The organism is Bradyrhizobium sp. USDA 4461 (genome assembly GCF_054055655.1).
Genome location: NZ_JBSRXM010000001.1, coordinates 1,316,018 through 1,328,611 on the forward strand (window position 1 = coordinate 1,316,018; position 12,594 = coordinate 1,328,611).

The window sequence follows — 12,594 nt, forward strand, 5'->3', positions numbered from 1 at the left end:
GGCACGTCACCGCGAACACGGACTGGGGCCTTGCCGAAAAGGCAGTGCTCCGATCCCACCAGGACGCCCCCGCCCGATGTGCTCGCGTGTGACCACGACTGACGGCAGGTCTCCTGGCTCACGGGTCATCGCCTGTCGACGCCTTCCCGGGCGGATAGCCCAGTGGCAAATTTGACGAAAGGCTCGCCGTTTACAGTTGCGGGGACAGCTGCGGCATTGGGGTTACCCTCGCACCGCATTCCCTTTTGATCCCCGAAGGGAACCGTCGGCGAAAACGATAGGTGCAGTCGGCATGGCTGTCAATTCGATGCGATTGTCGCACGCATGCTTTCATGTCACGCGACGCATCCCTGCATCACCTCATCGATCTCCGCACGCGAGAGCGCGCCCATCTCGGCGATGAACACGATCCGCGTGCGTGGCACGCCGGGCGCCGGCACGCCGCCGGCAGCCAAGGTCGCGCGACCGCCGGCGAGCTGAAACACCGTCAGCCGTCCGGGCTGCTCGACCGTCTCGAACAAGCCCTTCGCGCGCGCCAGCTTCGGCGCCAGTTTGCCGATCGCCTGCTGCAGGCGCGGCAGCGATACCTGCCGCTCCGACGTCCAGCTCAGCGTCTCGAACCGGTCGGACACCGGCCGTCGCGGCGCGGTCTCGCGCGGCGCGGGCAGATGATCGAGATCCGCCGGAAACAGCAGCTCCGTCGGCACCTCGCCATGCACGGCATCGACGATCACCGCCGCCGGACGCACCACGCGCACGGCATCGCGAATCGCGGCGCACGCGGCTGCATCGGCCAGATCGACCTTGCTCAGCGCCACCATATCGGCGGCCCGCAGCTGCGCGCGCAGCAGCGCATCGTCCAGCGCGGCCACCGGCTGCGTGGCGTCGACCACGCACAGCACGGTCTCCAGCGGCGCCTCCTTCCAGATCACGGGATCCATCAGATTGCGCACGATGTCCGCGGGATCGGCGATTCCGCTGGTCTCGATCACGATGAACTCGGGACACGGATCACGCCGCAGCAAACTGGCGAGCGTGCGCAGCAGGTCGCCCTCCAGCGTGCAGCAGATGCAGCCATTGCTCAGGCTGACCACGCCGTCGCTGGCGCCCGCGATCAACTCGGCATCGATATTGATCGCGCCGAAATCATTCACCACGGCGGCGATGCGCCGTCCTTGCGCATGCGCCAGCAGATGGTTGACGACCGTGGTCTTGCCCGCCCCGAGAAAGCCCGCGACCAGCAGGATCGGGACCGCCACCTCAGCCTCCGGTGACGGGCCGGCGCACCGGCCGGCCGGGACGCGCCGCGACGTCGAGCACGCCATCATTGATCAGCGGCTGGCCGCTGACCACGAGATGGCGCACGCCTTCCGCCGGGCGATTCATCGCGGAGAAGGTCGCGCGGTCGCTCAGCGTCTCGTAGTCGAACACCACGACGTCGGCGTCGGCGCCGGCCTGCAGCCTGCCCTTGGCGCGCATCGCCGGCGTGCTCGCCGACAGGATCTCGGCCGGGATCAGCGCGCATTTGCGGATGCCCTCGAGCAGCGAGAGCTTCTTGCGCTCGCGCACCCATTCGCGGATGAAGCGGGTGAAGCAACCCGCCGAGCGCGGATGCGAGGTGGCATCGTCCGGCAGCGGCCAGGCGTCGCCGCCATAGGGACGGCCATCCGACAGCGTCCAGGGCATCGCGTCGGAGGCGATCGCGCCGCCCGGATACAGCACCGCCATGTCGAGCAAATCGCGATGATGCGAATTGTTCTCGATATCGAGCACATGCCACAGCACCAGCGCCGAGGGATCTGCGGCCTGCGCCGCCAGCAACTCCTCGCGGCTGCCGAAGCGGTGACCGTCAGTCACGCGCTGCACTGAGTCGTAGCCGAGACCGTTGCGCTCCTCGAATTTCGGATCGCTGAAGAAGGTCGCGGCCAGCACGGTCGAGCCGGTGCCATAGGGATAGGCTTCCACCGTGATCGGCAGGCCCTGCGCCTGCGCTTTCGCGATCAGCGCAACGCAGCGCTCAATGTCGGTCTTGCTCGACGAGTTGAAGTGGCAGATGTGCATATGCGCGCCGGTGGCGCCGGCATAGCCGATCAGGCGGATATAGGCCTCGGCCGCGCTCTCGGGGTCGATGCGAGACATGTAGGCGACGTGGGTGAAGGTCGGCACCGCATGATTGGCCGCGAGCTGGCACACCGCGGTCAATTCCTGCACGCCGGCGCCCGGCGCATAGGCGTTGAGGATGCCGATGCCGATGCCGCCCTCGTTCAATCCATTGGCGAGACGCTCGAGGATGCCGCCGACCTCGCCCTCGGTCGCGACGTTCTCGATCCAGCGCCGATCACGCATCGCGGCGCCGAACGATTCCAGCGAGCTTTCCGAATTCGAGCCGGTCATCGCGCCGATCCGCGCGAACGCCCAATTGGCGGCGGCGCCGTAGTTCAGCACCCGGCCCTTCTCGGCCTGGCGCTTGTACCAGGACGCCACCGGCAGCACGCCGGCCTCGAGGTCGAGCGTCGTCGTCACCCCGTCGAACGCCTGCATGCGATCGGCCGGAATGGTCTGGCCATGCGCGTGCAGGTCGATGAAGCCCGGCGCCACCACGAGTCCGGTCGCGTCGATCTGCCGCTCCGCGCCGCCGAGCCCGGTGCCCACCGCGGCGATCTTGCCGTCGACGACGGCGACATCGCCGATCGCGTCCATCCCGCTGGCCGGATCCACCACCCGGCCGCCGCTGATCACCAAACCACCCATCTCGCCACTCCCCGCATTCCGAAGCCGATCGGTCGCTTTCCGAGCACAGAGAAGCGCATCGCGCTGATCACAGCAACCGGGTCAGGGTTGTGGCGACATGCTCTGGCGGAATGTCCGCCGCGCCGCGCATATGGATCGCATCGGCGGCGCGCATAGGCGCCCCAATTCGCTCAGATCCCCTCGAATTGCAGCCGCGCCAGCCGCGCATAGAGGCCGCCCGCGGCGACCAACTCGGCGTGGGTGCCCTGCTCGACGATCTTGCCGTGGTCCATCACCAGGATGCGGTCGCAGGACAGCACGGTCGCGAGGCGATGCGCGATCACCAGCGTGGTGCGGTGGCGCATCAATTCCTCGAGCGCGGTCTGCACCAGCGTCTCGCTCTCGGCGTCGAGCGCCGAGGTCGCCTCATCAAGCAGCAGCAGCGGTGCGTCCCGCAGGATCGCGCGCGCGATCGCGATGCGCTGGCGCTGGCCGCCGGAGAGCGTCACGCCGCGCTCGCCGAGCTGGGCGTCGAAACCTTCAGGCAGCCGGCGCAGGAATTCGGTGGCGTGCGCAAGATCGGCGGCGCGCTCGACCTCGGCATCGGTGGCGTCGGGCCGGCCGAACCGGATGTTCTCGCGGGCGCTGGCCGCGAACACCACGGAATCCTGCGGCACCAGCGCGATCCGCGCCCGCACCTCGGCCGGATCGGCCTGCCGGATCGGCACGCCGTCGAGCGAGATGGTGCCGGATTTCGGATCGTAAAAGCGCAGCAGCAGATGGAACAGCGTGCTCTTGCCGGCGCCGGACGGGCCGACGATCGCGACCTTCTCGCCGGAGCGAACCGAAAGCGAGACGCCGTCGACCGCCAGCGCATTGGGCCGGGTCGGATAGGCGAAGCTGACATTGTCGAAGCCGACATCGCCGCGTGCCGGCTGCGGCAGCGCGCGCGGCGACGCGGGGCCTGCGATCTGCGGCTTGACGCGCAGGATCTCGAACAGCCGCTCGGCGGCGCCCGATGCAGCCGAGACCTCGCCCCAGACCTCGCTGAGCTGACCGAGGCCGCTCGCCGCGAACGCGGTATAGAGAATGAACTGGCCGAGCCGGCCCGGACTGATCGTGCCGACCAGCACGTCATGCGAGCCGACCCAGAGGATTACGACGACGCTGGCGAACACGATGAAGATCACGATCAGCGTCAGCACCGCGCGCGCCTTGGTCGAGCTGCGCGCGGCCTGATAGGCCTGCTCGACCTCGCCGGCAAAGCGTGTCCTGGCGAGCCGCTCGCCGGTATAGGCCTGCACGGTGCGGATCGCGTTGACGAGCTCGCTCGCATAGGCGCTGGCATTGGCCAGCGTGTCCTGGGCGGTGCGCGACAGCCGCCGCACCCAGCGGCCGAACGCGACCAGCGGGATCACGATGACCGGGATCGCGAGCAGCACGAAGCCGGACAGCCGTGGGCTCGTGATCACCATCATCGCGGCGGCGCCGAAGAACAGCATCAGATTGCGCAGCGCGATCGAGACCGAGGCGCCGACCGCGGACTTGATCTGAGTGGTGTCGGCGGTGAGCCGCGACACCAGTTCGCCGGATCGTGCGGAATCGAAGAACGCGGGCGACAGCGAGATCAGATGCGCGAACACGTCGCGCCTGATATCGGCGACGATGCGTTCGCCGATCGTCATCACCAGATAGTAACGCGAGGCGCTGGCACCGGCGAGCACCGCGACCACCGCGATCATCACGCTGAAATAGCTGTTGATCATCGCGATGCCTTCGGGCGTGAAGCCCATGTCGATCATCCGCCGCACCGCGACCGGCACGATCAGCGTGGTGATCGCCGCAATGGTCAGCGAGATCAGCGCCAGGATCGCCCGCCCCTTGTAGCGCGCCACATAGGGCGCGAGCGCCAGCAGCGGCCGCAGGCGGGCGCGGCTCTTCGCCGGCTCCGTGATCTGGCTCTCGATGAAGGCCTCCTCATCGAGCAATGCGTCGCGCGGCGGCTGCGGGGCGCCGTGCGGGGTCTCAAGCTGTTCGGCTATGCTCATCAATCTAGACCGGTTCTATTGCCCCCCACATAGGCCCGCCGACCCCCGGCTGGCAAATCCGGTAAAGTCCCAATCCGGTGATGGGCTTAAAGCCCTTTCCTGGCTTGTTTTGGGGGGCTCCATGGGTTATAGAGCCGGCCAAATCCCGTACCTGAATGTCTTGAGATGGGCGCCGGCGCGCCGAAGGAACTGTCATGAAAGCCGATATTCATCCGAATTATCATACGATTAAGGTCGTCATGACCGACGGTACCGAGTACCTGACCCGCTCCACCTGGGGCAAGGAAGGCGACACGCTGAACCTCGACATCGACCCCAAGTCGCACCCAGCCTGGACCGGCGGTACCCAGCAGCTGATGGACCGCGGCGGCCGCGTCTCGCGCTTCCAGAAGAAGTTTTCGGGCTTCCTCAAGAAGGACTGAAGTCCGCTTCGGGATCGCCCTCGTGGTCGAACGCAAAACGCCTCCGTCTCGGGGGCGTTTTTGTTTTTGGGGCGGCCCGGCTCGGTTGGATGGACAAGCGCGCCACTCCCTCCACGCCGTCGTCCCGGCGACCCATAACCACCACATTCGGTGATGAACGGGATTGTGGCCCCAGCGCGCGCAACAATGCGCATTCGGGGTAATGGGTCCTGGCTTTCGCCAGGACGACGATGAGGATGGGGTTCGATTCAATTGCCGCACTCTCGCTGTCATCACCCGCGAAAGCGGGTGATCCAGTATTCCAGAGACGGCTGTGCTTGAGCCGAGAGGCCGCGGCGTACTGGATCGCCCGGTCGAGGCCGGGCGATGACAGTTGTAGATGAGGACGCAGTTTTGCATTCTCGCGACATGATTTGCCCGAGCTTTGCTGTTCGTTCCGCCCTCCTCTCACAGAGGGCGCAGGGAAAGCCGGGTGCCGATCGCACCCATGGGCCCCGTGCAATAGGTAGAAAGCACGGGGGTAGGACCACGGGTGTAACCGGAGCAATCCGGCTTTCCCTGCGCGATGGGTTACGGCTTATACGTGCTCTCCCCGGCGAGACTTGGCTTTGTTGTCACCGTCTTCACAACGCGCATTTGCGCAATCGGAAGAGACACCTACCGCTAGGGCGTCAGGCCTGCACGATTTCACCGTCCGCTTCATGCGCATTCGTCGACTGCACAATCCGCGTCCACCGCATCTCGACCCGCGTTCGTGACGACCGCGAAGCGCCCCTCGTGTCGGGCGAGACGGGAAAATTCATACACCGAATTGCTCTTCGGATAAAGCGAAAAATTTTTGTAGCGAGCCCTTGACGCGTTTTTGCTGAGTTGCCCGTCGGGTTGTTTTGTCGCACCCGCCGCATCGGGATTGCTGGCGCAAGGCTGCGGAGGTCGCACGCAGCAAGTGAACGTTCCCCCGAATCTTCGGCGATGTCTGCTTCGCTCCGACGCCGGCCGGCCCTTACGCAACTGCGGCCATGTCGCGATGGGCCAAGAGGCGACGTTGTCCCGACCTTGTGACAGCCAGTCGTTGCCCGCTAAGGTCGCGAATAACGAAATGCGAAATGGAAGGCTCGTGCATGAACGCTGCGATCCGACGCCTGAGGTCAGGCGATGCGGCGTCTTTCAAGGCAATCCGCCTGGAAGCGCTCAGAGCAAATCCAGAATTGTTGCGAAGCACCTTTGAGCTGGAGGACGGGTTGGACGTGACATGGTTCGCGAGCCGGCTTGAAAACGCGCACATCATGGGGGCGCTTCGAGACGACGAACTTGTCGGGACAGCAGGCTTCGCCGTCCAGGAAGGGCGACCGAATGCTCACAAGGGCAGGCTGTTCGGCATGTACGTTCGACCAACTTCAAGAAACCTCGGCATCGGACGTCTGCTGTTGAACGCGGTGCTGGATGCCGCGCGTGAAAATGTCGAACTCGTCCAGTTGAGCGTCGTCCGAGACAACCAACCTGCCCGACACCTCTATGAAAGCGTGGGCTTTCGAGAATATGGCGTGGAGACAAAGGCCTCAAAGTATGACGACACGTATTACGATGAGGAGCTCATGGTCCTCGACTTCGGGCCCCGGATCTTATGAGCACACGCCGCTAAGGCGCGATGAGCTTCGGTTGAATCGTCATCGCGCTCTTGTCTGTGGATGGGTAGAGCCGACGGGTCCGCGCAACGCGCGGCCCGATGATAAGCTCCGCGAAACCCATCAGGCTGCAACCCCGTGGCGAGATGATGGGTATCGCTTCGCTCCACCCATCCTTCGGGCTGCCGCTTGATCACGCTTTATCGCGGATGCCTTGCTCGCTTGAGTTCGGCGACCTTGAACTTCCCCGCGGCCTGCAGGCTGCTGCAAAGCCACCAGGCTCGGTTTCGGTACTCGCCCAGGAACCATTTGGTCTCGACGCAATCGACATAGGATTTGTAGGTCAGGTTGTCCCGGCAGGTTGCCGAGAACGGTCCATATGTATGTCCGCCCGTCGACTCGCTGCAGCCGACCCAGGGGTCCTTGCCGTGCGGCATGCTCGACTCGCAACCACCGTTGCAATTGCTGGCGACCTTCTCCAGCGCGGCAATCCTGCCCAGCACCGTATCCGGCGCCGGCGACGGCGCGCGCACGGTTGACGATCTCGTCTGGGCGGTTCTCGATCCGCGGTGCGATACCCCGGTGGTCGCCGCCTGCGTCGGACGATTTGGCCGGGCCGCCGGCTTCGGCGCTTCGACCGTGATGGACGGAAGCGGCTTGGCGGAATCGGTTTGTGACGCGGCCGGACCGCACAGCAAGACGGTCGACAAGACGGCGGCAGCTGAAGGCGCGACAAAGCCTGGCGACAATCTCATGACTTGCCCTCCCAAATCCGGGACGGAACAGCCGTCCCGAGAAGGGCACGGTAGCATAGATCGCGAATTGCGCTACCGAGGGTTGAGGATATTTCTGACGATGACCGGCCGTTTCCGGGATCGATACAGGCGCTGGCCTGCAGACGTCGCTCGCAGGCAAGTTAGCGAGTTGATCGACGCCATCGCCGCCGATCGAGAATGTCCGCGGCTAGCGATCCCCGAACGCCAGCCGCGCGCCGAGCGCGACCAGGATGCTGCCGCCGATCCGCTGCATGATCCGCTGCGACCTCCGCGAGCGCTCCAGCTTCGCCATCACCGCGCTGGCGAACAACACGCAGACGATATCGACCGCCGAGAAGGTCAGGTTGACGGTCGTGCCGAGCAGGACCAGCTGGGCCCAGACCGGAACGCCGGCCGACGCATCGACGAACTGCGGCAGGAATGCCAGGAAGAAGATCGCGGTCTTCGGATTCAAAACCTCGACGACGATGCTTTGCGCGAAGGCGCGCTCGGCGGAGAGCGGCGCCAGCTCAAGACGTTTGCTGCCGCGATCGCGAAACAGCGACAGCCCGAGCCAGACCAGATAGGCGGCGCCCGCAAACTTCATCGTCATGAAGAGCGGCGGCACCGCATGAAACAGCAGAGCGAGGCCGGCCGCCGCGGCGATGACATGGACATAGCCGCCGAGATGCAGGCCGAGCGACGCCATCAGTCCCGCACGCCTGCCGCCCGCCAAGGTGCGGGCTGCGGCGTAGAGCATGGCGGGACCGGGGATCAGTGCGAAGGTCGCGGTGGTGATCGCAAAGGCGAGATACAATTGCATGTGAAGACTCAATCTCCGGACAACGAGGGGGCTGGACGGACGCGACTTCCTCCGCCGTCATTGCGAGCCAACGGGTCGCGCGAACGCGCGCCCGATGACAGGCTCCGCGAAGCAATCCATCTGCCCGCATATGCCGATGGATGGATTGCTTCGTCGCTGTCGCTCCTCGCAATGACGAGCTGCGTTCGTTCATCACGCCTCAGTTCGCCGGGATCATCGCTGCGACTTCGCGATCGACCGGATTATCGCTTTCGCCGAGTCCCGCGATCACACCGGCGCGGTCCTCGAGCTTGCGGTTCTGGCTCATTTTCTTCTTGGCATCGATCCGCGTGATCGGCATCCGCACGCCGACGATGCCGCGCAGCTGCGCCTTGATGAAATCGGCGGGCGCGTCGCTGACCTGCCAGACCTCCTTGCGCGAGCTCTCGTGCAGGACGGTCAGCCGGGTCACGACATCGAGCAGGCGGTCGGCATCCTCGAAGAACTCGGCCGCGCCATAGGCGTGCACGGCGACGTAATTCCAGGTCGGCACCACCTTGCCGTGCTCGGCCTTGGTCACATACCAGGACGGCGTCACATAGGCGTCGGGGCCCATGAAGATCGCCATCGCCTCGCCGATCGCGGGCAGCTTCCACTGCGGATTGGGCCGCGCGACGTGACCGTACAGGGTGCCGTACGCGCCCTCGTCCACGTTGAGCATCAGCGGCAGCGGCGTGCCAATCAGCCCGTCGGCGGTCGCGCTGACCAGCGTCGCCAGCCTTGACGCCCGCATCGCGGCGTGGATCGGCCCGAGCTCTTCCATCTTGAAATGCGGCGGCAGGTACATGACGGACCTCTTCGATTGCTCGCATGATAGCGCCAAAGTGGCTTAGGATAAGGGCCACTTTCGATCAAACTGATTGGTCCACTATGCCCGCCTCCGTGCCACGATCAGCGGTCGACCGCGTGCGCGGCAGACCAGGGCATGGACTGGTCAGCGCCGGCTCGATGCCGATTGAGCTATTTCTGTTCGGCCTGCTCCGGCCGAATGGTCATCGTGTGCACGCGCTTCGGCTCGGTGAGCGAGTTCGGCGCCGGCCCTGCTGCTCGCTTGGGGGATTCGGCGCGCGCTTTGGCGGCCTCTATCAGCGCGGCGCACGTCGATTGATCGATGGTGAATTCGAAGGGGGCGCTATCATCGGGCGCGAAAAGGACTCGATGGATCACCACTCCATTCTTTTGAAACAGCGATACGCGGCGATCAAAGCAAAACCTGCCGGCAAATCCAAGTCGCTGCTCCTCGCCTTCAGCCTTGTTGCGAGGAAGCATTCCCGCATCATTCGCCCTGTAATGCACATCGACGACGTTGTCGTGCGACGTCGCGGATTGGAAGGCAATCGGCGGGGTCACCGATTTCTCCCGCTTCGCATCGAACGCGCGAGCCATCGCGTCGATGGAATGAGCAATCGCCTCGGCCATTTCCGCAGGCGTCTTGAGCTCCGGATGACTGGTCGTCTGGCTGCCAGCTTTGCCGATTGCGGCGACAAGAAGCGGTACCGAAGCGGCTGCCGCTATCAGCGAGTATCGCCAAGAAAGCACCGTGACCGCCTCCACATCGCGAGCTTCACGCCGATGTAACGGCTTGGACTTACTGCTCGAACGCGGCCTTGAGACGGTTGAGCTGCGGCACCAGCGGGTTGCCGATCGACGAGCGATCCGGCGCCGGGGCGTGGATCGTGGTGTCGAGGCGGCGGACGCGCGCCTGCAGATCCATCGAGCGGGCGATCAGCTGCTGCAATTGCTCGGGCAGCTTCACGACCATGTCGGCCGGGCCGGGATCGGCGGCCGACAGCTTCACCTTGGTCTTCTCGCGATTGGCCTGGGTCAGCGTCATCTCGCCTTCCTTGACCGCGCGATGCAGCAGCAGCCAGGAGGCGAGCTGCATCAGCCGCGTGGTCAGCCGCATGCTTTCGGTGGCATAGGTCAGGCTCACGGACCGTTCCAGCGCCTTGGCCTCGGCACGGCCGTCGCCGTCGAGATATGCGGCGGTCTGCTCGACCAGGTCCATGCCTTCCCGGAACAGCACGCCGAATGCCGCAGAATTGGTCAGCCGTTCGCTGAACAGCACAAGCCCGGCTTCGTTCTGGGAACGATCGGCCATGGTTAACGCCCTCACACCATCGTAACGCCCGCTGGCATCTCACGCGCCAGCTTATGATGAACAAATCATTGCGCGGGCGCGCCGAAGAGTCCAGCCGCAACCGGATTTATGGTTTCCAGCCGTGGACGCAACAAAAAAGAGCCGCCGTTTCCGGCGGCTTTGAAGTTGATAACAGGGAGGCGTCAAACAGAGTGGACAGGAGCCACTCGGTGTCCAAACGAGGACAATGCAGTCATAATCGAGAAAGCTTAACCGACCGTAAATGAGCGGATTTCTTCAGGCTTTGTTTGCCATGTCGGCCATTGACCTAGTTTGGGACAGGTGGCGTCACGCCGCTGCGTAGCCCGGATGGAGCGCAGCGTAATCCGGGGCCGGTGCAGACGCACACGACGCCTCCGGATTACGCGGAGCCTGTCATCGGGCCCGCGTTCGCGCGACCCGTTGGCTCCATCCGGGCTACGAAGGAGATCGCTTCGCGCGCTACGACTTGAAAATGCTGTTGGCCGCGTCCTTCGATGCGCTCTTCTTCGCCATCGCCTCTTTCAGGCGGTCCGCTTCCGCGTTCAACAGCGCGATGCGCTCAGCCAATTCCTCGACCGACAAGAGATAGAGATCCTGTCCGATCTCGTGGCTGATCTTCTTCCGCGGCCGGTCCTCATCCTCAATCGGCATGTGCCCTCCCGGCGATGTGATCCGATGTCGCGCACCCGGAGAAGGTGAATATCCGCGCGCAGGAGAATTTTGCAGTGACTTTGCCGTGCGTGCAACATCTGACGCGCATCCGTGCCGCGCTGACCCAATGGCTCACTCCGGCCGCAAGGCGTCCCCCGCCGGTCGAGAAAATCAGCCCTGAAAAAGCCGCGCATCTGGCGGCCCGGTTCGGGGCTTAATGGCGTTTCGCTTCGATGCAAAAGGCGGTATGCCATCCGGCAATCCTCTTCACCGACCAGGGACGAACCATGCCAAACCTGCCCGCGCAAATGACCGTCGTCGCCATCAGCAAGCCCGGTGGCCCGGAGGTGCTGGTGCCCGAGACCCGCGCGGTGCCGGTGCCCAAGGCCGGCGAGATCCTGGTCAAGGTCGCGGCCGCCGGCGTCAATCGGCCTGACGTCGCGCAGCGCTCCGGCTCCTATCCGCCGCCGCCCGGCGCGAGCGACCTGCCCGGTCTCGAGATCGCGGGCGAAGTGGTCGCGCTCGGCGAAGGCGCCAAGCACGGGATCGGCGACAAGGTGATGTCGCTGGTCGCCGGCGGCGGCTACGCGCAATATTGCATCGCGCAGGACGCGCAGGCGATGACCGTGCCGCCCTCACTGTCGATGCAGGAAGCCGGCGCGATCCCGGAAACGCTGATGACGGTGTGGCACAACGTGTTCGAGCGCGGCGCGCTGCAAGCCGGCGAGACGCTCTTGATCCACGGCGGCTCGTCGGGCATCGGCACGATGGCGATCCAGCTTGCCAAGGCGTTCGGCGCCAAGGTGATCGTCACCGTCGGCTCGCAGGACAAGGCCGATGCCTGCCTCAAGCTCGGCGCCGATCACGCGGTCAACTACAAGACCGAGGATTTCGTCGAGGCGGTGAAGAAGGCGACCGACGGTGCCGGCGCCAATGTGATCCTCGACATGGTCGGCGGCGACTATATCGACCGCAACTACGATGCCGCCGCGGTCGAGGGCCGCATCGTCCAGATCGCGTTCCTGTCGGGAACACCGAAGGCGTCAGCCAATTTCGCCAAGCTGATGGTGAAGCGGCTGCACCACACCGGCTCGACCTTGCGCCCCCGTAGTAATGCGGACAAGGCGGCGATGGTCGCGGCGATCGAGGCCAAGGTGCTGCCATTGCTGCGCGAAGGCCGCGTCAAACCGCTGATGGACAGCACATTCCCGCTGGAAAAGGCCGCCGACGCGCACCGCCGCATGGAGACCAGCGAACATATTGGCAAAATTGTGTTGGTGGTTTAACTCTCGCAGCGGATGGAAGGGCGGAAACCCTTTGATTCCCTTCGCTTTCGTGTCATTTATCGCGCCACCTCCGGGCCGGTCGCCGGGCCCGGG

General features: G+C 64.9%; 12 protein-coding genes and 1 riboswitch. Of the genes, 3 read left to right on the plus strand and 9 right to left on the minus strand.

The features are described 5' to 3' along the window. Positions 1 to 86: 86 nt before the first annotated feature. Positions 87 to 282, minus strand: a riboswitch (cobalamin riboswitch). 53 nt (positions 283 to 335) lie between these two features. The 3 genes from ACVINW_RS06225 to ACVINW_RS06235 form a co-directional block, all read right to left on the minus strand. Then, a complete protein-coding gene (locus tag ACVINW_RS06225) occupies positions 336 to 1,259 on the minus strand; it encodes a CobW family GTP-binding protein (RefSeq protein WP_456750484.1) in 924 nt (307 codons plus the stop codon). A gap of 1 nt (position 1,260) precedes the next feature. Next, on the minus strand, positions 1,261 to 2,751 hold the full coding sequence (locus tag ACVINW_RS06230) for an amidohydrolase family protein (protein WP_456750485.1): 1,491 nt from the start codon (positions 2,749 to 2,751) through the stop codon (positions 1,261 to 1,263). A 170-nt stretch (positions 2,752 to 2,921) separates the two neighbouring features. After that, positions 2,922 to 4,778: an ABC transporter ATP-binding protein/permease gene (locus ACVINW_RS06235; RefSeq protein ID WP_456750486.1), complete on the minus strand. Its 1,857-nt coding sequence runs from the start codon at positions 4,776 to 4,778 to the stop codon at positions 2,922 to 2,924. Between the two features lie 194 nt (positions 4,779 to 4,972). Here ACVINW_RS06235 and rpmE point away from each other — a divergent pair, with 194 nt between their 5' ends. Both rpmE and ACVINW_RS06245 read left to right on the plus strand, forming a co-directional pair. Continuing rightward, positions 4,973 to 5,200 carry a 50S ribosomal protein L31 gene (gene rpmE, locus ACVINW_RS06240; RefSeq protein WP_016845230.1) on the plus strand — a complete coding sequence of 76 codons (228 nt, stop codon included), beginning with the start codon at positions 4,973 to 4,975 and terminating at the stop codon, positions 5,198 to 5,200. A gap of 1,121 nt (positions 5,201 to 6,321) precedes the next feature. Then, on the plus strand, positions 6,322 to 6,828 hold the full coding sequence (locus tag ACVINW_RS06245) for an N-acetyltransferase family protein (RefSeq protein WP_456750487.1): 507 nt from the start codon (positions 6,322 to 6,324) through the stop codon (positions 6,826 to 6,828). Between the two features lie 197 nt (positions 6,829 to 7,025). Here ACVINW_RS06245 and ACVINW_RS06250 read toward each other — a convergent pair whose 3' ends face one another. The 6 genes from ACVINW_RS06250 to ACVINW_RS06275 form a co-directional block, all read right to left on the minus strand. Next, positions 7,026 to 7,358, minus strand: coding sequence for a hypothetical protein (locus tag ACVINW_RS06250; RefSeq protein WP_456750488.1), 333 nt, complete (start codon positions 7,356 to 7,358; stop codon positions 7,026 to 7,028). Positions 7,359 to 7,788: 430 nt separating this feature from the next. Beyond that, a complete protein-coding gene (locus tag ACVINW_RS06255; RefSeq protein WP_456750489.1) occupies positions 7,789 to 8,403 on the minus strand; it encodes a LysE family translocator in 615 nt (204 codons plus the stop codon). Positions 8,404 to 8,602: 199 nt separating this feature from the next. Then, entirely contained in the window at positions 8,603 to 9,229 is a 627-nt protein-coding gene (locus tag ACVINW_RS06260; RefSeq protein ID WP_456750490.1) for an FMN-binding negative transcriptional regulator, read from the minus strand. Positions 9,230 to 9,402: 173 nt separating this feature from the next. Beyond that, on the minus strand, positions 9,403 to 9,996 hold the full coding sequence (locus ACVINW_RS06265) for a hypothetical protein (protein WP_456750491.1): 594 nt from the start codon (positions 9,994 to 9,996) through the stop codon (positions 9,403 to 9,405). A 34-nt stretch (positions 9,997 to 10,030) separates the two neighbouring features. Beyond that, the gene (rcdA, locus tag ACVINW_RS06270; protein WP_146988279.1) at positions 10,031 to 10,543 is read right to left on the minus strand and encodes a protease adaptor protein RcdA; all 513 of its coding nucleotides are present in this window, start codon (positions 10,541 to 10,543) and stop codon (positions 10,031 to 10,033) included. 480 nt (positions 10,544 to 11,023) lie between these two features. Further along, positions 11,024 to 11,215: a DUF1192 domain-containing protein gene (locus tag ACVINW_RS06275; protein WP_456750492.1), complete on the minus strand. Its 192-nt coding sequence runs from the start codon at positions 11,213 to 11,215 to the stop codon at positions 11,024 to 11,026. 287 nt (positions 11,216 to 11,502) lie between these two features. Here ACVINW_RS06275 and ACVINW_RS06280 point away from each other — a divergent pair, with 287 nt between their 5' ends. Beyond that, complete coding sequence (locus tag ACVINW_RS06280) at positions 11,503 to 12,501, plus strand: NAD(P)H-quinone oxidoreductase (protein ID WP_456750493.1); 999 nt, start codon at positions 11,503 to 11,505, stop codon at positions 12,499 to 12,501. Positions 12,502 to 12,594: the final 93 nt, after the last annotated feature.

Excerpts from the sequence above, each read along its gene's own strand:
- ACVINW_RS06260 (WP_456750490.1), bottom strand. The coding sequence starts at position 9,229 with ATGTACCTGCCGCCGCATTTCAAGATGGAAGAGCTCGGGCCGATCCAC.
- ACVINW_RS06245 (WP_456750487.1), top strand. The coding sequence starts at position 6,322 with ATGAACGCTGCGATCCGACGCCTGAGGTCAGGCGATGCGGCGTCTTTC.
- ACVINW_RS06275 (WP_456750492.1), bottom strand. The coding sequence starts at position 11,215 with ATGCCGATTGAGGATGAGGACCGGCCGCGGAAGAAGATCAGCCACGAG.
- rpmE (WP_016845230.1), top strand. The coding sequence starts at position 4,973 with ATGAAAGCCGATATTCATCCGAATTATCATACGATTAAGGTCGTCATG.
- ACVINW_RS06255 (WP_456750489.1), bottom strand. The coding sequence starts at position 8,403 with ATGCAATTGTATCTCGCCTTTGCGATCACCACCGCGACCTTCGCACTG.
- ACVINW_RS06235 (WP_456750486.1), bottom strand. The coding sequence starts at position 4,778 with ATGAGCATAGCCGAACAGCTTGAGACCCCGCACGGCGCCCCGCAGCCG.
- rcdA (WP_146988279.1), bottom strand. The coding sequence starts at position 10,543 with ATGGCCGATCGTTCCCAGAACGAAGCCGGGCTTGTGCTGTTCAGCGAA.
- ACVINW_RS06280 (WP_456750493.1), top strand. The coding sequence starts at position 11,503 with ATGCCAAACCTGCCCGCGCAAATGACCGTCGTCGCCATCAGCAAGCCC.
- ACVINW_RS06230 (WP_456750485.1), bottom strand. The coding sequence starts at position 2,751 with ATGGGTGGTTTGGTGATCAGCGGCGGCCGGGTGGTGGATCCGGCCAGC.